At 52.4% G+C, this 22,398-nt stretch carries 22 protein-coding genes; 4 read left to right on the top strand and 18 right to left on the bottom strand.

Features of this window, described 5'->3' with window-relative positions; genetic code table 11:
• Positions 1–208 precede the first annotated feature (208 nt).
• The gene (locus ABID47_RS24980; protein WP_354500784.1) at positions 209–724 is read right to left on the bottom strand and encodes a DUF4241 domain-containing protein; all 516 of its coding nucleotides are present in this window, start codon (positions 722–724) and stop codon (positions 209–211) included.
• A gap of 138 nt (positions 725–862) precedes the next feature.
• Here ABID47_RS24980 and ABID47_RS24975 point away from each other — a divergent pair, with 138 nt between their 5' ends.
• Positions 863–1,324 (top strand): copper amine oxidase N-terminal domain-containing protein, encoded by a 462-nt coding sequence (locus tag ABID47_RS24975; protein ID WP_354500782.1) that lies wholly within the window; start codon positions 863–865, stop codon positions 1,322–1,324.
• A gap of 192 nt (positions 1,325–1,516) precedes the next feature.
• Here ABID47_RS24975 and ABID47_RS24970 read toward each other — a convergent pair whose 3' ends face one another.
• On the bottom strand, positions 1,517–2,401 hold the full coding sequence (locus tag ABID47_RS24970; RefSeq protein ID WP_354501218.1) for an SDR family oxidoreductase: 885 nt from the start codon (positions 2,399–2,401) through the stop codon (positions 1,517–1,519).
• Between the two features lie 100 nt (positions 2,402–2,501).
• Positions 2,502–3,260: a glucose 1-dehydrogenase gene (locus tag ABID47_RS24965; RefSeq protein WP_354500780.1), complete on the bottom strand. Its 759-nt coding sequence runs from the start codon at positions 3,258–3,260 to the stop codon at positions 2,502–2,504.
• Between the two features lie 183 nt (positions 3,261–3,443).
• Between ABID47_RS24965 and ABID47_RS24960 the strand changes: the two genes are divergently transcribed.
• Positions 3,444–4,082 (top strand): TetR/AcrR family transcriptional regulator, encoded by a 639-nt coding sequence (locus ABID47_RS24960; RefSeq protein WP_354500778.1) that lies wholly within the window; start codon positions 3,444–3,446, stop codon positions 4,080–4,082.
• A 159-nt stretch (positions 4,083–4,241) separates the two neighbouring features.
• Here the strand turns inward: ABID47_RS24960 and sigJ are convergent, their stop codons facing one another.
• From sigJ to ABID47_RS24915, 9 genes are all read right to left on the bottom strand, one after another.
• The gene (gene sigJ / locus ABID47_RS24955; RefSeq protein WP_354500776.1) at positions 4,242–5,147 is read right to left on the bottom strand and encodes an RNA polymerase sigma factor SigJ; all 906 of its coding nucleotides are present in this window, start codon (positions 5,145–5,147) and stop codon (positions 4,242–4,244) included.
• Positions 5,125–6,432, bottom strand: a complete 1,308-nt coding sequence (locus tag ABID47_RS24950) for a phytoene desaturase family protein (RefSeq protein WP_435530664.1) — start codon at positions 6,430–6,432, stop codon at positions 5,125–5,127. The genes sigJ and ABID47_RS24950 overlap by 23 nt, the downstream gene beginning before the upstream one ends.
• 164 nt (positions 6,433–6,596) lie before the next feature.
• A complete protein-coding gene (locus ABID47_RS24945; RefSeq protein WP_354500774.1) occupies positions 6,597–7,469 on the bottom strand; it encodes a copper amine oxidase N-terminal domain-containing protein in 873 nt (290 codons plus the stop codon).
• A gap of 17 nt (positions 7,470–7,486) precedes the next feature.
• Positions 7,487–8,179 carry an aspartate/glutamate racemase family protein gene (locus ABID47_RS24940; RefSeq protein WP_354500772.1) on the bottom strand — a complete coding sequence of 231 codons (693 nt, stop codon included), beginning with the start codon at positions 8,177–8,179 and terminating at the stop codon, positions 7,487–7,489.
• 198 nt (positions 8,180–8,377) lie between these two features.
• Positions 8,378–10,102, bottom strand: coding sequence for an outer membrane protein assembly factor BamB family protein (locus ABID47_RS24935; RefSeq protein ID WP_354500770.1), 1,725 nt, complete (start codon positions 10,100–10,102; stop codon positions 8,378–8,380).
• Positions 10,103–10,265: 163 nt separating this feature from the next.
• Positions 10,266–11,099, bottom strand: a complete 834-nt coding sequence (locus ABID47_RS24930) for a carbohydrate ABC transporter permease (protein ID WP_145028565.1) — start codon at positions 11,097–11,099, stop codon at positions 10,266–10,268.
• A 3-nt stretch (positions 11,100–11,102) separates the two neighbouring features.
• Entirely contained in the window at positions 11,103–12,053 is a 951-nt protein-coding gene (locus ABID47_RS24925) for a carbohydrate ABC transporter permease (RefSeq protein WP_145948464.1), read from the bottom strand.
• Between the two features lie 76 nt (positions 12,054–12,129).
• Entirely contained in the window at positions 12,130–13,443 is a 1,314-nt protein-coding gene (locus tag ABID47_RS24920) for an ABC transporter substrate-binding protein (RefSeq protein WP_354500768.1), read from the bottom strand.
• Between the two features lie 133 nt (positions 13,444–13,576).
• On the bottom strand, positions 13,577–14,503 hold the full coding sequence (locus ABID47_RS24915; protein ID WP_354500766.1) for a helix-turn-helix transcriptional regulator: 927 nt from the start codon (positions 14,501–14,503) through the stop codon (positions 13,577–13,579).
• A gap of 96 nt (positions 14,504–14,599) precedes the next feature.
• Here ABID47_RS24915 and ABID47_RS24910 point away from each other — a divergent pair, with 96 nt between their 5' ends.
• Positions 14,600–15,796, top strand: coding sequence for an acyltransferase family protein (locus tag ABID47_RS24910; protein WP_354500764.1), 1,197 nt, complete (start codon positions 14,600–14,602; stop codon positions 15,794–15,796).
• A gap of 460 nt (positions 15,797–16,256) precedes the next feature.
• Here the strand turns inward: ABID47_RS24910 and ABID47_RS24905 are convergent, their stop codons facing one another.
• From ABID47_RS24905 to ABID47_RS24885, 5 genes are all read right to left on the bottom strand, one after another.
• Positions 16,257–17,099 carry a Gfo/Idh/MocA family oxidoreductase gene (locus ABID47_RS24905; RefSeq protein WP_354500762.1) on the bottom strand — a complete coding sequence of 281 codons (843 nt, stop codon included), beginning with the start codon at positions 17,097–17,099 and terminating at the stop codon, positions 16,257–16,259.
• Entirely contained in the window at positions 17,096–18,178 is a 1,083-nt protein-coding gene (locus ABID47_RS24900) for a Gfo/Idh/MocA family protein (protein WP_354500760.1), read from the bottom strand. Before ABID47_RS24900 ends, ABID47_RS24905 begins: the two co-directional genes overlap by 4 nt.
• 215 nt (positions 18,179–18,393) lie before the next feature.
• A complete protein-coding gene (locus ABID47_RS24895) occupies positions 18,394–18,777 on the bottom strand; it encodes a DUF302 domain-containing protein (protein ID WP_354500758.1) in 384 nt (127 codons plus the stop codon).
• Positions 18,778–18,841: 64 nt separating this feature from the next.
• Positions 18,842–19,240, bottom strand: a complete 399-nt coding sequence (locus ABID47_RS24890; protein WP_354500756.1) for a rhodanese-like domain-containing protein — start codon at positions 19,238–19,240, stop codon at positions 18,842–18,844.
• Between the two features lie 108 nt (positions 19,241–19,348).
• Complete coding sequence (locus tag ABID47_RS24885; protein ID WP_354500754.1) at positions 19,349–19,660, bottom strand: rhodanese-like domain-containing protein; 312 nt, start codon at positions 19,658–19,660, stop codon at positions 19,349–19,351.
• A gap of 441 nt (positions 19,661–20,101) precedes the next feature.
• Between ABID47_RS24885 and ABID47_RS24880 the strand changes: the two genes are divergently transcribed.
• The gene (locus ABID47_RS24880) at positions 20,102–20,926 is read left to right on the top strand and encodes an alpha/beta hydrolase (protein ID WP_354500752.1); all 825 of its coding nucleotides are present in this window, start codon (positions 20,102–20,104) and stop codon (positions 20,924–20,926) included.
• Positions 20,927–21,375: 449 nt separating this feature from the next.
• On the opposite strand, the gene ABID47_RS24875 is transcribed toward ABID47_RS24880, so the two are convergent.
• Positions 21,376–22,278: an AraC family transcriptional regulator gene (locus ABID47_RS24875; protein WP_354500750.1), complete on the bottom strand. Its 903-nt coding sequence runs from the start codon at positions 22,276–22,278 to the stop codon at positions 21,376–21,378.
• Positions 22,279–22,398 lie beyond the last annotated feature (120 nt).

The raw sequence follows: 22,398 nt of genomic DNA, 5'->3' as shown, positions 1-22,398 counted from the left end.
TTTGAACTTTCTATCATGATTCTAGTAAAAGCGACAAAATACCATTTACAATATATAACAATAAAAACGAAAAATAGTTGCGCTTGAAGTGAAAATGAGGTGAGTTCCTTCTATGAATAAAAAAAAAGATGACCCTCGAGAGAGTCATCTACCTGTAAATCTATTTAAAAACTTCTAGCAACCGTAATGATATCTACTTCAGAACTAACTAGCCCTTAATAAACACAATCTTCACGCCAACGACCTGATTATCTGCATTTACAGCCTTGTACACCCCATACGCCCCGTCGCCCATGCCTGTCCGCGATACGACGCCGCCATCCAGAACGCCTGCTTCCTCCCCGCTCTCGGTGAGATCGCAGCAGGCGAAATACCATTCGGTATCTTGGTCCTGTTTACCGTCAGGGGCATCGGCATCCGGGATCCGGTGCTTTTCGATATCAAAAATCCCCGCCTGCCCGCTGTCCACCCCCGCCACAAAAGAGCACTTGATCCATTCCAGCGGCGCCGCCTGTTCCGCCACGGAATGGTGGTAAGCCGTCAGCTTGGCGTTGGCTTCGCCCCAGTCGCGAACCTCGACCTTCTCCACTTCTCCTACCCATGTGCCAGTTAAGGCCGATTCCAGCACGCCCATAATAATCGTATCCCGATCCAATTCGTAACAAGGATCCGCTACGACCAATTGCCCGGAATTTACTTCAAAATTGCCTAGTTGAATGACCACTGAGGATACCTCCAATAACTGTGATGATTTGGGTTTATTTTAACATGTGTGGTGGAAAAAGCGTCTGTACTAATAGAATTTGTCCAAATGAAGCGTCCTATTTGATGCTATTAAACTTAAAAAAGGAGATGGTATTTGATGAAGCGCCGTTCTTTTCTATCCCTTGCTGTGCTGACTGTTTACATCTTAGTCTTTGGTGCACAAGCAGTGCTTGCTTCAGCGGGCCCGGATTCCCGCGGAGTATATCGTCCTACGATATACATTAGTGGGGAAAAACAAGCCTTAACAGCGGCGATTCCTCCAAGTGGATCAACCTTGGTTCCTTTCAGGGCATTTTTCTCGGCGTTAAAGATGGACGCTCAGTTTGATAATCAAACCAAAACCGTTACGGCTAAAAATAATGATACAACGGTTACTTTAACTGCCGGAAAAAAGATTGCTACTCTAAATGGCAAGGAAGTACAGCTTTTACAAGGTCCAGAACTTGTTGATGATGGTCTTATGTACGTAAATCTTCGGTTTATTGCTGAAGCTTTTGGTGGAAAGGTTCAATTTGATAAAACCAACCTAACGATACAAATCGATTTCCAGGATAAATGAATTCGTGGGCAAGATCACCTAAATGAAAAACTAAGCGTTTCCCTACCAACAAAAGTCTTGGCCTGTACCCAATACTTCCATGAAGGAGGTACCGAGTCACAAGCCAAGACCTTTTTATTCATAAATGTTACGATCAGGCGAATTCATTAGATAACCTTTAAAAAACCTCTTCATTTACCCAATCCATCAATTTTAGCGGTTAAAGTAGTGCCCCTGTTCCAGATCCGCGATCAAACCAGGGTTCACGGGCTGCCATCCCAGGCGTTCCTGGGTCAGGGCGCTCGACGCCAGATTGTCAGTCGACGCGGCGAAGGCGAGCCAACCGAAGTAAGCGTCTGCCTCTTCGCGGGAAATGCTGCGCACCGGCAGGTTCAGGTGGCGGCCGATGACCTCAGCGATCTCCCGGAAGGGCACGCCCTCATCGCCGACCCCGTGATACACGGCACCTGCGGCTCCTTTTTCCAACACCAGTCTGAACAGGCGCGCCGCATCAAGCTGGTGAACCGCCGGCCAGTGGTTAAGCCCCTCATCCACGTACGCCGCAAAACCTTTCTCCCGCGCGATGCCGATCAGAGTCGGAACAAAGCCGTGCTCGCCCGGCCCATGCACAGACGGTGACAGACGGACGACCGAAGCTCTCACTCCGCGTCCAGCCAGCGCGAGCGCAGCCTCCTCGGAGCGGCGCGGCGTAGACTGTGTCGACGCCTCTTCTTCCGTCCCGAGCCGCCCCGGCGTAAGCATCAGCGTTCCCGAGGTCGCCACGAATGGCTTTCCAGTACCCTCAAGTGCCGCCCCGATCGCCTCGATCGCCTTGCTATCCGCCTCGGCGGCTGCCGCAAAATCCGCGAAGTCGTGTTTAAAAGCCAGGTGAATCACGCCGTCCGCTGCGGCGGCGCCTTCCTGCAGGCTGTTAAGGTCGTCCAAGGAACCGCGCTGCACCTCAGCCCCGGCAGCCGTCAGCGATGCGGCAGACTTATCCGAGCGGGCGAGCCCGACGACTTGATGCCCCGCGGCAATGAGTTCGCGAACAACAGCGGAGCCGACGAACCCTGTTGCGCCTGTTACAAAGACGCGCATATTTTTTGCTTTTTCCATTGTTGCCATATAGATCCGCTCCCCTTCTTTTGGTTCATTTATAACATATCGGTTGGTTAGCCAACCACGAATTTAGACGTACTTAGATTTGCGAGCCGCCGCCGTCAACGGGGAGCTCTGCTCCGGTTGTGTAAGTCGCGTCGAACGCAAGGAATGCGACAGCTTTAGCCACCTCGCTGGGCTCACCGAAACGCAGCATTGGGTTCTCTTGTCTCATCTGCGCCTTGGTCTGTTCCGCGGCTTCGGCCGGCATCGATCTGTCCAGAATGCCTGTGTCGATCGGACCGGGACTGACTGCGTTCACACGGATTTTCCGAGGCAGCAGCTCGCGGGCGAGACTGCGCGTCATGGAGCGGAGCGCTGCCTTGCTGGCAGCGTACGCGCTGATCATCGGAATTCCAAGCACGTTCGCGACCGAAGTCGTGAGAACCACGCCGCTCCCCTCGTTTAGCAGCGGGACGAGCTTTTGCACGGTAAAATACGGCCCCTTGGCATTGATAGCGAGAACTTCGTCGTACACCTCTTCCGTAACGGACTCAAAAGGAACGAAACGCGTCACGCCAGCATTGACGAACAAGGCGTCGATCGTGCCAAACTCCGCCTTCACCCGGTCGGCCAAGGCGTTGATATCACTCAACGACGAGGCGTCACTCACGACAGCAACGGCATTGTTCCCCAGTTGTCTCAGAGCCGAATCGAGCGTGGACTGGGTACGTCCGGTGATCAATACAAGCGCTCCTTCATCCACCAGCATCTTCGCTGTCTCCAGGCCGAAACCGCTGCTTCCTCCTGTAATGACGACCCGCTTGCCTTCGTATTTCCCTTTTTCCACAGTACTCATCGTTTATTTCCTCCCTTGGCTTAGAAAATCATTTATTTTTGCAAGACCGATTATAACTCCACAAATTAATAAAGTAAACAAAATTAATAAAAAAAGTTAATTTATTAATTTTCGTAAAAAACGTTTGTGATCACAACGAATTCGTTATAATATGTTGTATAAGCACAAAGGAGGCTTCATTTCGTGAGAAAAGCCGTAAGCGCCGATCATTACATCGAGAAAATAAAACCGGTCATTCGAAAGAACAAGTTCAGCCAACTCAAAATAGACGATATCGCCAAATATATGGACATCAGCAAAGTGACGCTGTATAAGCATTTTTCATCCAAAGATGACATCATTCAGCAGGTTGTAGAGTATGAGATGAACTACTTGCAGCAGGCCGATGCTGTGGTGAACGACGAATCCGTCTCTTATATCAAGCGTTTTCAGCAAACGTTCCTGCAATCGCTGATCTGCGTCATTTTTATATCCGATTTGTTCCTGGAGGACCTCAAGGAATTCTATCCGCGGTTGTTTGAAAGTCTGGTTATTGCCCAGCAGAATCGGAATAAAAAGCTGGAGAGCTTTTTTGAAGCCGGGATGGATCAGGGAATTTTCAACCGGATGAATGCAGTGCTGTCTTTAGTTCAAGACGATGCTACGCTGCGGCGGATCATGGAACCGACGTTCAGCATCCAGTGGTACGACCTCACCTTGAAACAAGCCGTTATGGAGTTTTACCGTATGAAAAAATATCAAATGATTCGCCCTGAGCATTGGGACAAGGTTGATGAATTCCAGATTGAAGATGAAGTCGTTAGAATTTTGCAAACCATATAATTAATCATTTTGTTCATCGTTCCAGCACGACCTGATCCATGAACGCCAATAACCCCGCTGGCTCGCGCCGGCAGGGTCTTTTTCACACTTTCTTCTATTATTCCTCTAGCTTAACGATAATCGCGGTTGAGTCATCGTTTGGTTTGTTATCCGCGACTGTCACGGCGTGCCAAGTTCATCATCCCGCTGCTCGAATGCTGGCAGGTGCCTTATTTTCTCCGGATTTCCTACGGCATAGATCGATTGAATCTTGTCATCCTTAAAAGAAAAAGAATAAACGTACTGATCCCCATTCTCCATCGCAAGCCGGAAGCCCGGTATGCCGTTGACAGAAACGAACGAATACGCAAATTTACCCGCATGCATTTTGAGCAGATTAAGCAGCAGTTTGGTAACCTGCTCGAATCCAATGACAGGCACCCGTGCCGCCTTGACCTTGCCGCCGCCATCGGAGATCATGACAGCACCCTCGCTGACCAGTTCCAGTAATCGGCTTGTATTTCCTTGCAGAAGGGAACTGACGAAATCCCTCAGCTTCTCTTCGGCAATGGGAACCGGGAGAGTCTGCTCAGGCTCGGCCTGAATGCTCTTTTTGGCCCGGTGGAAAATTTGCCGGCAGTTCGCGGTGCTCTTGCCAACCATCCCGGCAATCTCATCGAACGAATAATGAAAAATTTCGCGGAGGAGAAATACGGCTCTTTCGACGGCACTCAGCTGCTGCAGGAGCAAAAGGTATGCCGTTGATATGGATTCGCGCCGCATATAGATCTCGGACGGATCGGCCTCGGCGGCATCCAGCAAACCCATCAGAGGCTCAGGAAGCCAGGGACCGACATAGAGCTCCCGTTTCTTCGTCGAGGAACGGAGCAGATCCAAGCAGCGGTTGGTCACGATTTTGTACAAAAAGGATCGCTCATTCCGTATCGCATCAGGTTCCTCCAGCCGGCCATAACTTATAAAGGCCTCCTGCACGATATCCTCCGCATCCATAACGCTGCCCAGCATCCGGTAGGCATAGGATATCAGCGGTTTTCTATAGGTTTCATACAATTCTTCTATGCTCATGGGTCGCCATTTCCTCGCTCTCCAAGGAGAGAATATGCCGCACAGCCCTTTTCGCGCTCGCTGTCGCGGCGTCGGTTAGTAATTCCCCGTGCGAAGCCCAATCTCCTGCCACGTACAGCCCCTTGATTTCCGGAACGGCAGGCCCCGGGTTCTCCTGACGGTTCAGGTGCATAAAATCGTGGCAAACCGTAATCTTCGGCAAATACTGCCGGATGACCAACTCATCCCTCCAGCCTGGCTGCACGAGATCCAGCGTTTGTTCGAGGTCTTGCAAATCCCCTTGGGGATCGCTTTCCAGCCCCTTATATTTCATCACGGAAACGACCTGGTATCCATCGTCGCTAAGATCAGCAGCACGCGACTGGTTGGAAAGAAAGACCGTCCTGTCGATGCCGTACACGAATTGCTGATCCGGCTTCGGCAGACGGCGGAGCGCGACATCCAGGCACGCAGCCGTAATTTCGACAGCCTGCTCCTTCCAGGTATGAAGGGCGGTCGTTTCAGCTCCGGGTACCAGCTGGTGAGCGACCGCGGGCGATGCGGCGACGATGACGGAATTCGCCTTGATTGTCGTTCCATCTTCGCAGAGCACATGCCGTACGGAGCCTTCAGCGTGCCCAATGGACACGGCATTGCTCTTCGAGAGCAGCTTCACGCCGCCATCCTCAGCCAGCTTGCCTAACTCGTCGACCATCGCGCCCCAGCCCCGGTCAAGATACAGCACGCCCTTCAGGGAGTTCTGAAGCTGCCGCAGTACTGGACCCGCCGCCTGCAGATCCGGCGCTACCACGTAGCTTGCCGTGCGAAAAAGCGAATAAAACAAATGCCGCAGCATGGGGTCCTTGATATTCCCCTCCAGCCATTCCCGGAGACTGACCCGCTCGTACCGGAGCGTATCCAGTTTGCCAAGCTTCGCCAGCCAGGAGGCCAGCTCCACCTTCCCTTTCCAGGACAGCAGCGGCGTGGTAAAGAGCGATTTGACCCCCATCGGCATGGTCACCAGCTTCCCGTTCCAAATGCCGAGTGCATCGGTGGAAGGCTGACCTCCCTGCAAACTTAGCCCCAGCTCGCGGAAGGTCACAAACGCATCGCCGTGGTACAGGGCGTGCCCGCCCAGATTGAAGTATGCTCCCTTCTTTTTCACCGTGATGGCTCGCCCGCCGAGGCGCTCCTGCTTCTCGATCAGAATCGTCCGCTTCCCCGCCTTCGCGGCATACACCGCCGCTGTCAGACCTGCTATGCCCCCGCCAACTACCGCCACATCGTAATCGTATTCCATCTCCATCTCGATCATCCCTTTCGGTGATTTTACCCGTATGACGGGGAGTGAGGATGGGATGTGACAACATCGGCCAGGAAATTTTATAAATATTTTCTGGCGTACTGGCGTTCTCCAAACTCTATATCATTTAAAAAACGCGCCCTGGCGGGCGCGCTGTCGATGAACTCCTATTTTAATTGGTCCGTACGAACTTCATTGGGGACCGGGAGTATAATCGTAGACAGTAATCCTCCGGGTGAGCTCCCGATGAGTGGCGTCTCATCCCCCACCCTTCCATAATAAATGGAGTCATCGATTCGATCCTTCGTGAAGAATACTTCAGATTTCTCCGGGGCGGGGCGCTCCCCTCTTTCTTTACTGTATCCGGATTCCGATTCAACGCCCTCCCAAACCAGCCGCTTCACATCATCCTGAATGACATAATAGGAAACGAGATCCCCCTGATTATAATAATATCTTAGCGCTTCACCCTCCGGAAAATGATACCCGTAAATTAGCCCTTCCTTAGTAGGTCCCAACGTGTTGGTATCCGAGGTCGGCAGGTCAGCGGCAATTTTGCGTGCCTCAGCCAGGTTCGTACCGCGATACAGCGTTTCATACTGCTGCACCCGATCCGAACTGCGGATGATCACCGTATTGGTGGTACCTTTCCACATCACTTCTGCGTTAAAGGCTTCGCTAATAAAACGCAGCGGCACCACAACGCGTCCGCCTCTCAGCAGAGCTGGTGACTCCAAAGTTAGTGTTTTCTCTCCAAGCTTCGCTGTCTTCTTCCCTACAGTCAAAATAAGCTTTTCTTTCGACTTAGGGGCCGCTGCGGTAACGGTTTTACTTTTGGAATTCCAGTCCAATGTGATATTCAGTGATTTTAGCGATGCTAAAGAAACCATCGTATGACCGTGCAGAATGACAGGCGGCGAGTCGGTCTGAATGACCTCACTGTTGATGACTATACGGGTTGAGGAGGCTGCCATCGACGGTACCGAAACGGAGAATAGTAACACCATACCGAATAATGAGGATAATAACTTCCTTTTCATCCAATGACCTCCAAGTTTCACGATTTCAAAGACATATTTACAGCCTCGCAAGCATGGATGTAGGTTGTGTCAAACAGAGGAACTTCTGCGTCTTCCGGCTTCACCAATAGTCCAATTTCTGTACAGCCTAATATAATCCCTTCGGCTCCAGATTCGATTAAGCCCTGAATAACCTTTTTATAATAATCTCTGGATTCCTGATGAATCTTGCCCAGGCATAACTCTTCGTAGATGATCTTGTTTACGGCCTCTCTGTCATCCCGATCTGGAACAATTACCTGAATCCCGTTCAGCTCCAGGCGTGATTTATAAAAGTCCTGTTCCATGGTGTACTTCGTGCCAAGCAGCCCAACCGTCTGAATCTGGCTTTCTTTGATTTGGGCTGCTGTAGCATCCGCTATATGCAAAATGGGGATGTTGATCTTGGACTGAATATCATCGATAACTTTGTGCATCGTATTGGTGCAAATGACGATAAAGTCAGCTCCCCCTTTTTCCAAAGCGCGTGCGGTTTGGCCTAGCACTTCTCCCGCCTTATCCCAGGCTCCTTCCGCTTGGTAACGTTCAATTTCTTCAAAATCAACACTATATAACAGGCATTTCGCAGAGTGCAGCCCGCCTAACCTACTTCTTACTTCTTCATTGACCATTCGATAGTACAAAGCAGAAGATTCCCAGCTCATTCCGCCAATAAGACCGATTACTTTCATTTTGTGCTCATCTCCATTGTCCTTGGTTTGTCTTTAAAAATCAGCCCCGATTAACCTTCAATTCTGTAAAGTGAATGTGGAAAAACGGCGGTCATCCCGCCGTTTTCAGTATACATTAGGCTGCTTAAGGACAATAGGAATTTTTCCATTCGTTCTGTGTTCCTTAACTCTGTCTCTAACCGCAAGGATCCGCCAACGTTATTTCGCGGCGGCCCCCTTAGTTACCTCCACCGTACGCTTGCCGGCGTTCCATTTCACCTGCACGCCCAGCAGATCACCGAAGTCCTTGATCGGCACGTAGAGCGAGCCGTTCAGCGTCGCCGGGGAGTAAGACAGTGCGGCTTGCTTCCCGTCTGTGAGAGCAAAAGGGGAGCCGTCGGCGATCGAGAAAACGCGCATTCCGTAGGTCACGGTCGTCCGCTTCGTCTTGGCGTCGTAAGCGACCTTGGCTCCGAGCGCTTCCGTCAGCGACCGGAACGGGATGAACATCCGGTTGTCTGCCGACATGACGCCCGCTCCAACCCGCAGCGGAAGTGCCTTCCCATCCAGCGAGACCTTGGCATCCGATTTCGCGAAGGCTCCCGCCGTGCTGCCCCCAGCAGCGGGCTTCGCCAATTCGGAAGGCAGCGGGTACGCATACAGCTGGCTTTCCGCCTGGACGAGCAGCATACCGCCCTCAACCTGAAAAGCTCCGTAACTGCGCGTCTTCGTCTGCGCACGGAACAAAGCCTTCCCCGTCGAGACGTTCAGCGCGTAGACGGTACCGTCACTCTGGCCGACGTACAAGCCGGATTGAATCATATCGATGCGGCTGACCGGATTATCGGGGCCGTTATAATTCACATACGAGCGATCCACGATTTTGCGCGCATGAATCCCGCGGCTGTCCTCATCGAGGAAAACCAGCTTGCCGTTATAGGGGCCCGCGATGAACTCTCCCCGATCCGCTATCAATTCCGGCTTCACAACAGCGGGATCGGCGTCGTAATTGAAGCGGAAGACACCCTCGCCGGCGACGGCCGCATAGACGTCATTGCCATTCATCAACACTTTATATGGGGGATAGACCGGGTTATCGTCAGCCTTTAAGGCAACAAACTTCTTGCTTGCTGTAATCTTGCCAGTCTTCACATCCACCTCGTCGATGTTCACCGCAGTCTCCACATAATCAGCATTCGGCCACTGGTCCTGGAAGTAAAGCTTATTCCCTTCCGACTTGAGAAGCCCCGTATGATCGCCCGGCAGCCGCCACAGCGTTTTGCCTGTGGCTGGATCGATCGCATAAGTTGTATAGACGGTAATCGCTCCCGATTCCACGGCGCCCGAGAGCAGCGTCCCGCCGACGCGCTGAGGCAGGGACTTACCGTCCTGATTCCGCCATTTCTCCTTGCCTGTAGCAGGATCCACCGAGATGAGTGAACCGCCGGCAAAGACGTACAAGGTCCCGCCGTCCACGGATATCTCGGGCGCATGCCCCGATGGAGCACGGTAGATGCGTGTGCCCTTGCCGGTCGCCTTATCGACCCGGTAAACCGAGCCGTCTTTGGCACCGACGTAGAGTTTCGTTTCGTCGGTACTCGTGAGGGTTGCATGGCCAAGTCCCATTCCGAACGACCACAGCGTCTTCCCGGTGGCGGCCCCCTTCGCGATCAGCTTGCCGCCCGCGATGTAGTAGACCTTCCCCTGCCCCGCTTTAACTACGGAAGGATTGGAGGCGGACGAGTCCTTCGGCGCATCAAGCGCCGCCGTCCATTTCGGCTTCGCGAGCGGTATCGGATTCGTCAAATAAAATTCCGAGCCCGGGCTAGAATAACTTGCGTTCGGTCCGGAGGTTTGAGCCCACGCCGACGGGCCTGTCCAGGCACTCCCGAGCGTCCCGGCGAGCAGCAGCCCGGCAGCGGCCATAGTCCATTTTCGCATCATCAGGTTCCTCCCAGCTTCTAACGAAATTTGCCAACTGTCTTATGGACGCTGCGAGCCGGAGCAAAGTTACAAGAATCAAAAAAGCTGATTGGGGTTTCCAACCAGCCTTTATATATGCGGCACAAACTTGCCTTCCCTTTGAGTTCGCCAAGGGATGAATGAATCATTTGAACCCCGTAAAAGCAGATCCGGATTGCATATAGTACTTCTGCCCGAAAAAATAGAGCAAAATCATCGGAATCGCCATGATCGTCGACGCGGCCATCAGCTTCTCCCATTGCGCCCCATGATCCTGCTGGAATCCCTGCAGACCGAGCGTCAGCGTCCACTTGGCGGCATCGTTCAAGTAAATGAGCGGTCCCATAAAGTCCGTATAAGCACCTACGAAGGTAAACAGGGCCACCGTCGCCAGCGCCGGCTTCAAGGTCGGCATAATGATTTGCGAGTAAATACGAAACTCGGATGCACCATCCATTTTCGCGGCTTCAGACAGCTCCTTAGGGATGCCTAAGAGAAATTGCCTCAATAAGAAAATGTAGAACGGTGCGCCGAAAAAGGCTCCGATCGTCAGCGGCAGGATGGTGTTGACCCAGCCCAGCTTGGCGAAAATGATGTACTGCGGAATCAACTGCACCTGTGAGGGCAGAATCATCGTTGCCAGGACGATCGCGAAAATGATTTTGCTCCCCACCCACGGAATCCGGGAGATCGAATAGGCCACCAGCGGAGAGGCAAACAATTGCCCGATAATGCAAACAACGCAGATAACCAGGGTGTTCAGCATATAGTGTCCGAAAGGCACCGTTTCGAACGCGGCCTTGTAATTCGACCATTGAAACGATTCCGGCAGGATGCGCGGCGGCAGCTCAAAAATTTCGTTCGATGACTTGAGCGAAGTGAACACGAGCCAAACGAACGGAAAGAGAAAAAAGAATGCGAACAAAATCAGCATCGTATGCGGAAAAATTTTCGTGCGAAACAGCTTGCCAGCGCTCATCCGCTATTCACCTCCGTAGTAGACCCAGCGTTTGGACGTTTTCAGGACCAGCAGCGTAATCAGCATGACGATCACGAACAGGATCCAGGCCAGCGCCGAGGCGTATCCCATTTTCAGATTGATAAAGGCTTCCTGGTACAAATTGACGGCATAGAACAATAACGACTGCCCCGGCCCGCCGAGAGCACCGCCGCTTGACTTGCCACCCGCCAGAATGTAGGATTCCGTGAAAATTTGAAAAGCCCCGATGAGTCCCATGATCAGCTGGAACAAAATGATCGGCGACAGCGCCGGTACCGTGATTCTCCAGAACCGGTGCCACCAGTTGGCGCCATCGACCTGGGCCGCTTCGTAGTAGGTTTGGGGAACCCCTTGCAGCGCTGCAAGAAAAATGAGCGCCCCCGCGCCGGAGCCCCACAGTCCCATCAGGATCAGGGAAGGCTTGGTGAACCGGGGGTCGAGCAGCCAGGCCGGATCGGGAAGATGCAGCCAGCGCAAGAAAATGTTGACCAGGCCGAAGTCCGGATTCAGCATCCAGGTCCAAAGCAGAGCGCTCGCCACGCCGGGAATGACGGCCGGGAGATAAAAGATCGTGCGGTAGTAGCGGATGCCCTTCACCTTGAAATTCAGCAGCAGCGCAATAAGAAGCGAGCTAAACAGCGTGACCGGAACGGATATGAACGCCATGAACAGCGTGTTGCTGATCGATTTATAGAAGCTGCGGTCTTTCATGATCGCGGCGTAGTTGTCCATCCCCACCCATTTTGGGGGATTGAACAGATCGTATTCCGTCAGGCTGAAGTAGAGGGAGCTGAAGAAAGGATACACGGTAAAAATCAGAAACCCGATGATCCATGGGGAAGCGAAGATCAGCCCCAGCCAAAAATAATGCCACTCCTTCCTCGTCCAGCCCCTTCTCCGCCTAGGCGCCGCTGAGGATATCGTTTCAATCATCTGCACGTCCTCCTCGTGATTGTTGGAATGCGGGCCCGGCCCAGGAGCGGACCGAGCCCGGATGTGAACAACCGGATTATTTGACTAAGGGCTGGATCTTGTCCTTCACCCGTTTCAACCCTTCGTCCAAGCTGACTTCCCCGCGCAGGATCGCGTTATACTGGTTCGAGAATTCGGTCATGTACTCCGTCGAAAAGGACGTGGCCGGGAAGGAATGCAGGTTCGGGCTGGAGGAATATTGTAAGAACTCTTGGAAGCCCGGCACCTCCTTATAGATTTCATGTGTCTGCAGTGAGGTTCGGGTCGGCAGATTGCCGATGGCTGCAGTGAACTCCGCCATCTGCTCCGGCTCGGTCATCCATTTCAGGAACTGCCACGATTCTTCCGGATGCTTCACGCCTTTCGGAATGTAAAATACGCTGGTCGAGACGTTGCCCGGGTCCTTCAGGCTCGGGTTGCTCTCATCGTACGGAATGGGCGCAATGCCGTATTTCAGGTTCGGGGCGTACTGCTTAATGAACGTCGGCAGCCATTCGCCGTCGATCGTCATCGCGTATTTGCCTGTAAAGAATGGATTCTGCGGCGACATGTACTGCCCCAGCCCGGATGCGAAGCGGTCGAGCTCCTTCGATCCGAATTGATCCCAGATTCCTTTTCCGAATTCTACGGCCTTCTTGACCCCCGCATCGTCGGGCGTGACCTGCTTCTTGTCCGCATCGTAATAGGATCCGCCGTAAGCGTAGCTGAACGTATAGGCATCGACACCGGGCCATAGGCCCAGCTGCTGGAGCTTGCCTCCATCCTCCTTGACGCTCAGCTTCGCGATGTACTCCTTGAGCTGGCCCATCGTCTCCGGCGGCCCGCTAAAGCCTGCCTTTTCCAGCAGCTCCTTGTTATAGAAAAGCATCGAGACGTGCATCGCGATCGGTAAAGCGTACGTTTTTCCATTCGATTGGGAAGAGCTCAGTGCAGCAGGAACGAAGTCGCCGAGGTCGACGTTGTCCTTCTTGATAAAATCGTCCAGCGGCATCATGGCCCCGCGTTCGCCCCACGGCACGACATCCTGACCGAAGTTGGACGCGACGTCAGGCGGATTGCCTCCGGTAATCGCCGTCAGCTGCTTCTGGTAATCGCTCTGGGACAGCCCCTTTACCTGAATGTCCGGGTTGGCGTCATTCCATTTCTTGATCAATTTCTCGAGGGCTTCCGCCTCCATGCCGGTCCAGCCGTACCAGAAGCTCAGCTGCACTTTTTCTTTCGGGGCATCGCCGCCCTTCGCTTCGCCGCCTTCCTGGCTACCCGTCGCCGCATCTTTGCCGCCGCAGCCCGACAAGACGGCGACCAGCAGGAAAACCATCATGAGCCCCCATGTACTCCCTTTTCGCATCATGTCTCTTCCCTCCTTAATTTGGGGCGGCAGCGCCGCCAATGCGCGCTTGCCGCCGTCAACTACCCACATGTTATCATGTAAGCGTTTTAGTTAATTTCACTATTGTCTCTAGTAATTGGATTATCGTTAAAACTTAAAATGGCTTGCCCATCACTTGTTTTCGGAACTGGTTCGGGGAAATGCCCGTGTATTTTTTGAAAATCCGGCAAAAATACGCGAGCTCGTTGAACCCTGTCGCATAGCACACGTCCGTGATGGACATGGACGGCCGCTGCAGCAGGACGAGCGCGTTGGATATCCGTAAATCAACGAGATAGCGGTTGAAGGTCTTGCCCGTCCACTCCTTGAACAGCCGGCAAATCGTCGGCTTTGACATGTTGGATATGGCGCAGATATGCTCCAGCTTGATGTCCTCATGCGCATTCCGGTCGATGTATTCGACGACCTTGTTCATCGTGTCGCGGTACCTTTCGATTTTTTGGAATCCGGCCTTCACCAGCTCTCCGTTCACCTGGCGGATGATGATCGACAGCAGCTGCAGGAGGCTGGCCTTCAGCACGATTTCAAAAAAGGGCGTCCGCTCCTCGTATTCCCCGAGCATATCCTGAAGCAGGCCGCGGATTCTGCCGTCCGTGACGCCGTCGAAGGCGATTTGCGAATGCGGCGTGCAGTCCGACTGCGAGAAATGCTTCAAATACTCGGCGTCGAAAAATCTCCGTTCTCCTGAAGGATCCGCAAAGCGCTCGTTAATGAAGGACGGCATAAATTCGCAGCCGAGGATCTCCCCCTCTGTCTCGAAGGCCTGCACGCGGTGCAGCGTAAAAGGGGGAACGAGGAACAAATCGCCTTGCCGGATCCGGTACTGCCGATTGGAGATCGTGTGCACGAACTCGCCTTTGGATACGTACCAGATCTGATAATAGTCATGGAAATGGGTGGACAGGCTGACGAGGGTGTTCATCCGGTACATCTTGCAGTGCAGATTTTCCAGCATCTCGAGCTTCGAGTTGAAATAGATGACTCCGGAGCGAGTCAATCGATCAATATCGAGCTTTTTCATTGGGCACGGCTCCTCTCATTTGATACGGAAGTACAATCTTTCCCCTCGCGAATCGCCTAGAATGGGATTCAAAAATCGAGGGAGGCTCGCACTTGTATGAAGACTAAAATCGCTTATTTGGATGGTTTAAGAGGACTGGCGGCCTGCGTAGTCGTGGTGTCCCATTTTTTTCAGGTCTTCGCGCCGTCTGTCTTCGAAGGAAAACCGGAGATCGCCCACTTTCCCTTTGAAGGCTTGGCCGCGCGAACGCCGCTGAACCTGATGTTCAACGGCAACTTCTCAGTTTGCGTCTTTTTCGTGCTGAGCGGATACGTGCTGAGCTGGCGCTATTTTCTCACGAAGGACAAAATGCATATTTACGCGTCCGCGCTGCGCAGGTTTTTCCGGCTCGCCATTCCGGCTTCGCTGTCCGTACTCCTCGCTTTCGCGGTCATGCGATTGGGCTGGGGATTTTATGACGACATCCGCCAAACAACCCAATCGTCGATGCCCGATCCCTTCACGGCCAGCCCTCGTGTGCTCGACATGATCCGGGAGGCGCTGTACCACACCTTCTTCACTTATGGATCCGGTTACAATCCCGTGTTATGGACCATGACCTACGAGCTGCTGGGTTCCTTCCTTATTTTCGGGTTTCTGCTGACCCTCGGCCGCTTCAGGCTGCGGATCATCGGTTACGCCGCTCTTGCGGTGCTTCTCGTCGATTCCTATTACCTCGGGTTCGTGCTCGGCATGGCGCTCAGCGACTTGACGTACAGCGGCCGCAACCGGCTGACCGCCGTTCTTCCGCCTTGGAGCGCTCCCCTGTTTCTGGGGGCCGGACTGTATCTCGGCTCTTTCCCTTACGTGGGGACCCAGAACACCATCTACTCCATTCTGGTATGGAAAGGCTCGTCCACCTTTTCGTTCTTCGTGTTCTACCATACGCTGGGCGCTTGCCTGACCTTAACGGCCTTGCTCATCTCGCCCGGCCTTAAGTCACTGTTCGGCCGGCAGCCCTTCCTCTACCTCGGCACGATATCCTTCTCTTTATACTTGGTTCACTTCACCATCATTTGCTCGCTGGGTTCCTATCTGTTCTATCAGTTCCACCTCCTGTTCTCTTACGGCCTTAGCACAGTCCTCACCGTTATCCTAACAACTCCTTTTATCTTTGCATTAGCCCATCTTTTCTGCCGGTTCGTCGATGCTCCCACGTTGGCAACGCTCGGTCCCTGGAGCAGGCGGGTCATGGAACGGCTGGTTCGGAAAAAGCCCGGCGGCATGCCGGTTGAAAAATCGAAGGGGATATAACATTAGCTCTGGCGTTTATGCGACGGAAAAAGGGAACAAAATTCTTAACATTGTGCAAAGTGGCCGCTGCGGTTACGGATCGTTCTTCCGATCGCTGTTGTCTCCAAATTTCTTGATTTTATATCACCAAAAGGTAGAAATTCGCAGACAAAGGCGATGCTTTCGAAGCGAGCTTTCCTGCGGAAAGCTTGTAGGCGAACGCTACCGCTTCTACAGATCGATTCCGTCCCCTCCACTGCTTTTGCTTACCAAGACTGCCAAAGCCCGTGATCGTTCGCTGGCCAACCCGTTCCAATGCAAAAAAATCTCCGGAGACTCATTGTCAACGCACAGCCGTGCACTGACAACGAGTCTCCATGAAGATCGAATGATGCCGCCCTAAATGAATTCAGGCCCAACGCAAAGCAGCCATTCCCGTACTCCGCGAAAATGGCTGCTTTGTTCTGTTTTTGCCGCCTTATTAAGTCTCCGGCAGATCGATCCAGCGATACGGCTGTTTGGCGGCGATTTGGCCGTTCTCGATGATCGACATGATGGCGACGGTCTCGGCAGGCGGCACGCTCGCCTGCCCGGTCTCGAAAAACGTCACCAGATCCCGAATGAAGCGCTGAAAATAATCCGATGCCGGCTGCATGACACGGCAGGCACCCGAATCGTAGTTGACGACCATCATGAACGGGCAGCCCTGACCCGGCTGCTGAATTGTGGCCTGCCGGCCGCCCGTGAACTCGATCAGCAGTGCCGGCACAGCCTCCGTGCCGACGAACATAACGCGCTTCGCGACCTTTCCCATGAGCGCGACGATCGGCTCAATCTGGTGAATCGAATAGTTCTCGAACAAGCCCGGGCCAAGGCTCGAAATCACCCGAATCCCCGCGCGCTCGATCTCCCCGTATTCGTCGGCATAACGCAGCGCGGAAGAGGAATACAGCGGTGTGTGATGCTGCGCGGCCCGCTCGAACAGGCGCAAGGCGGCTGCCCGGTCCGGGGCAAACGTCTTGTCCACGTACGTCGGCTTACCCGAGGCGAGTGGCAGCTCCGCCAGCGCCTCATGCTGCTCCGGGTTGTCAGGCGACAGCACGATCAAGTAGTCGCTTTGGGCGATCACCTCTTCGATCGTGTCGCACCACATCACGCCATGCTTTGCACACCATTCCTGATTGGTGAGCCCATGCTCCGCGTCCTTGACCGCATACGCAAAGGCGACCTCCATCGCCCCGCCTGAGGCGTCCTTGATCCATCCGGGATATTGGTTGGCATGCCATTCGTCCAGGTAATAGTCGATAAAGCCGATTTTCTTCATGCCGGTGCCACTCCAGCTTCCGTTAAGGAAATCTCGCGGCTTTCTTCAGAGGATTGGTAAATGGCCTCGATCATTTGCGCAGTCAAAATCACCGTGTCAATGTGCGACGACAGCTTTTCACCGGAATGGATGCCCGTGATAAAGCCGTCGATCTCCTCCTGGAACGCATTGGTCTTCGGATAGTTCGGCGTGCTTTCGATCAATGCGCCATACTTCGCCGAATATAGCGTGAACTCCTGACCATACTGGAGGCGAATGCCCGCCTTGTCACCAAGGAAATCAATGTACGTTTCTTCCACGCCGATGTTTTGCGCCCAGGCGCCGTTGACCGAAATCGACGGGCCTTCGGTCCGAATCATGGCCGTCACGAAGTCGTCGACGTCATAGCTGCCCTCATAGTTTGGAGGACCCGCCCACATGTTCAGATAAGCGTAATTTTGCATGTCTTTGCCCAGCTTGGAGTACGCCTGCCCCGTCACCGTCTTCGGCCGCGGATCTCCCGCGCAGTACATGACGATATCCAAATAATGAACTCCCCAGTCGATCAGAGCCCCGCCACCGGCCACCGCTTTGGTCGTAAAATCACCGCCGAGCCCGGGAATAGAGCGATGGGCGCGGAAGCTGACCACGACGTGGTACAGCTCGCCGAGCTCGCCGCTCTCAATCATCTGCTTGATGATGTTGACGCCTTTATTGAAGCGGTTGACGACGCCGATGTTCAGCGTCATACCGGTTTCGTGCTGTACCTTCTGCATCTCCAGCGCCTCCCGGTACGTCCGCGCCGCCGGCTTTTCGCACAGCACATGCTTGCCTGCGCGCATGCAGTCGATCGCGATCTTAGCATGAACGTTGTTCGGCGTGCAGATCGATACCGCCACCACATCCGAGTCCTGCAAAATGACCTGATAATCCTCCACCGCCGTGCCGCAACCGTACTGCTCGACGGCTTTCTCAGCCCGTTCCTTGCGAATGTCGCAGAAATACTTGATCTCGGCATCCTTGTTCGCCATGTACGCCGGGATGTGCGCATTGTTGGCAATGGTCCCGCAGCCGATCACAGCTACAATCGTTTTTGACATAACCTGTTCCCTCCGATGGTCCTGCACCCGGTTAGGCAGATCCGGATTGCAGAGAATATTTGACCGATATACGATTCATAAAAAAATGCCATCAGCCTTCTCAGCTGACAGCATTTCATTTATCTATTGTTCACGGCCAACTTACCGACATGTTATCATGTAAGCGGTTTAGTTGATTTTACTATCGTATTGGAAAATAGGATTATCGTATCCGTTTATATACTCTTATCCACACATGCCGTCAGGCGCTTTTCGATATCGGATGCAATGCTCATCAAAGCTTCGTTCTCTGCCAACCCGATCAATGCCGTTGGTTTCGGCATGCCGATCTTGGTTATTCCGTTCTCCACGTACACGGCCAGCTTGCACGGCAGGAAATATCCGACCAATGCATTTTCAGACAGTACCCGTTTAGCTTCAACCGGATTACAAACCTCCAGGATCTCATACGGCATATCGAACTCAACACCCTTTTCATTAAGCTTCTCCTTCATGTCCAACCGCCAAAGGACGCCGAACTTTTCCGCCTTCAGGTTTTCCGTCAGAGCTTCAATCGCTTGTTCAATCGTTTTGGTCGTTTCAACCGTGTAATGAAACATCGCATGTCAGCCTCCCGTTTTTATCTCACCATTAGGTTAACTTAACCAAACGTAATCATGGATATTACTTACGCGACAGTTTTCCGTTCCAGGCACCCAGACCGCCCTGTAGATGCGCCAGTTCCTTGTGCCCGTTTTTGAGCAGCATCTTCGCCGCGCTTTTACTGCGCATACCGCTGCGGCAGTAAAGGAGCACCGGTTGATCCTTGGGGATTTCAGTGAGCAATCCGGGAAGTTGGGACAGTGGCATGTTTTGCGCCCCGGCAATAAATCCTCCCTTAAATTCACCCGGTTCACGGACATCGATCAGCAGGGGTTTAACCGGCTTTTTCATTTCGTCACTAAACTCCTGTGCGTTCAGGCTCCGGAGTCCCTTAACTGGTTTTAACCTCGTAAATACAAACCATCCAAAAAGTACGATGATAACGAAGTTGATGATTGTTCCCGTTTGCAAAGTTTTCACATCCTTTAGCTTTTGCTTGTTTCAGAAAAGCATGAGCTTGTACCGTTAACAGCTGCCGGAACCCACACTTATGCTGAATACGGGCCATTTATATGGTTTTGCCGGAGGTCAGCGGACAACATCATTCCAGTTGTTCATGCCTCCCGTCATATTCACCACGTCGAATCCCTTTTCGTTCAGCAATTCACAGGCAAGACCGCTGCGATTGCCGCTGCGGCAAATCACGATAATCTCCTTCGACTTATCAAGCTCATGCAGTCGTCCGGAAAGCTGCCCGAGCGGAATATGTTTGGCGCCTTCTAAGTGACCCGCAGCCCATTCCTCAGGCTCGCGAACATCCAGCATATACAACTTCTCACCACGATTGAGTCTTAATGCTACTTCCTGCGGTGTCGTTGCTTTGGGAAATTTGAATGCCATGCTGTTTCACTCCTTATCGATGTTATACGTATACCCCTATAGGTATATTAGTTTCGATTTTCCCCTTTGTCAACTTTGGTAAGTCCCTATGAAGGAATTACCAGTGTTTAGAAAGCAAATCAAGGCCAGCTCATCAACTGAGCTGGCCTTTTTAAGCGGAACCATACGTCACCTTCAATCACCTATTTTACAATTGATCGGGTAAGCAATGCTTAGTGGTGACAAGACAACAAAAAAGCCCGGGATCGTCCGTCCTCGGGGCTTATAACATTCATTTCTTTAGTATATTCTGTTTATCATTATTGGATCAGTAAGTTCAGTTTGGAGATGACCTCCAGAATTCTTATCAAGTCCTGTACCTATGACCAATTCATTCATTGGGTTGGATTCATATTCAGTTCATAAAGCTGCTTTATGATCTTCCTACAAGGAGGAGATGAAATGAGTATGATAAAGACGGATATGTTAACTGTGCCTGGAGCAAGTATCCACTATGAGGTGCGCGGGGCAGGGCCTGTACTTCTGATGATCCATGGGGGCTGCGGTGATGCCGATGTATTTCTGGAGGTTGCGGACCTGCTTACCGATCAGTATACAGTCGTCACTTACGACCGCCGGGGCCACTCCCGCAGCAAGCTCACCAATCCGGCTGAAAATTACCGGATCGAGACGCACAGTGACGATGCTCACCGCCTCTTGGCCGCGTTAACCGATGAGCCGGCATACGTTTTCGGAAGCAGTTCCGGGGCAGTCATTGGACTTGATCTGACGATGCGCTATCCCGGACAAGTGCGTGTGTTGATTCCGCATGAACCGCCTTTGCTGGATCTTTTACACGGCGATGAACGATTACAGGCCAAGACGATTATGGAGGACCTGATCGCAGATTACCGTAATTTAGGCTTCACTTCAGCCATTGGACTTCGAGATGACGACGGCCCCAGCCCTTCTTCGCCGCCGAGCGATGAGCAAAAGGAACGCATGATTGCAAATATGGAGTACTTCATGGCGAAGGAAGCTCCGGGCGTGCTCGGATATGCTTTCAAACTGGAGCAGCTCCAAACTGCGCTATCTCATTCTACGGCACAAATCCGCCCCGCTGTAGGCAGTACTTCCAGACATTATTTTCCCGCCCGCTCCGCCGAAGGATTGGCAGAACGTTTGGAGGTAGACATTGCCGAGTTCCCGGAAAATCACATCGGCTACCAAGTGCAGCCAAAACCGTTTGCTGAGCGGCTGAAAGACGTTTTGAGTTCACTAGGATAGTGTACGAAAAATTATTTTTAAAACCCGCCCTCTACCGCCACTACGCAAGAAAAGCCAAGAAGGTGATGTTGACCTTCTTGGCTTTTTCCCATATCTCATAAAAACAGATGAATGTCAGTGACAATAACATTGTTAGCTGCGTAGATGTTGGACTAACTGAATAGCTATTTTAAGAGCCAGTTAATAGCCTCTAGTACATTTTCAGCTACAAAATCTGGAGCAGCTTGTTAAACGGTATCGGCGGCCGATATTTTGAAAACTGCAACGAGGTCGGACCTCGTGTTGGAGAGACTCAGTCGGGGCTCGCCTCTTACGCAATGAATCCCGACGCGGCTGAGGAATTGTGGAATGTGTCTATGGAATGGATTAATAGCTAATGAGTCACTAGCCTATTTCATACAAAAAGACCCCTTTACGAGGGGTCTTATGTTACGTTATTACATAATCGGCTATACCTTTTTTACCGGCCGCAGCACAGCATAACCATATCCTTCAGGGAAATGCCGTTGGTAGTCTTGTTTGATCCCTTCATCCCATTCGTAGCCCATACCTGTGGGGTCGAAGTTCCACGCCACTTCTTCAACGGTTCTCATCACAGCGCCATTATCCTTCAAATAGTCGAAAGGCGGGTGAAAAAAGACCAAATACTCCGATTCCGGAATTTCCCTGCACTCCATCCCTTCCGGAATGAGCCCCTCGTACTCCAGTGAAACGGGGATTCCATATAAGTACCCCTTTTGACCATTTTGGTAAAACCATCCCGCCGTCTGACCCATTTGTCCAGGGAGGGCGTGGTTGGACATACTCTCCAGCGTGCCACAGATCTCGTCACAAGAATGTCCCCTTTCCCAGAATTCCCCAAAGTTTGCTGCGGAAAGGTCCCAAATCCCGATAAATTTGTGCGCCGGAATGAACTCGACTTTGATCTCCGCTGGTTGCAAATGCACCTTGCTCATCTTATCCCGCTCCTTGATCAAATAATGATAAGGCGAGAATACCTCCTGACGAATAGCCAACTTAATAGGTCGGGGAGCTTTTTGGTAAGCTGCGGGGGTGAGCTGAAAAGCTTTGTTGAACGCACGCGTAAACGACTCTTGGGATGAGAACCCGTACTTTAAGGCAATATCCAGAACCCGCTGGTCCGTGTCACGGAGCTCCAAGGCGGCTCGACTAATTCTTCGAGTCCAGACGTAATCCCGTAATGTTATCCCGGTCAATTGGTTGAACTGCCTGGAACAATAATAAGGGGAATAGCCTAACTGCTCCGACATCTTCAATAAAGACGAACTCTCCGTTATATTGGCTTCGATCCAATCCACCATAAGCTGGACCATTTCGTTCCATTCGTACATGGAAGTCCTCCCTCCTTTCCCTTCGATCATAGCACCGGCGATCTTCGCATATTTGATTCGAGTTGCACAATAAAAACCTGGCGTTCCTTGTGGTAAGGTTCTCCGCGCTGTCTGTAACGG

The organism is Paenibacillus favisporus (assembly GCF_040545415.1).
Taxonomy (GTDB): domain Bacteria; phylum Bacillota; class Bacilli; order Paenibacillales; family Paenibacillaceae; genus Paenibacillus_AQ; species Paenibacillus_AQ favisporus.
The sequence above is the reverse complement of the archived record's forward strand: the minus strand, read 5'-3'. Positions and strand labels throughout refer to the sequence as shown.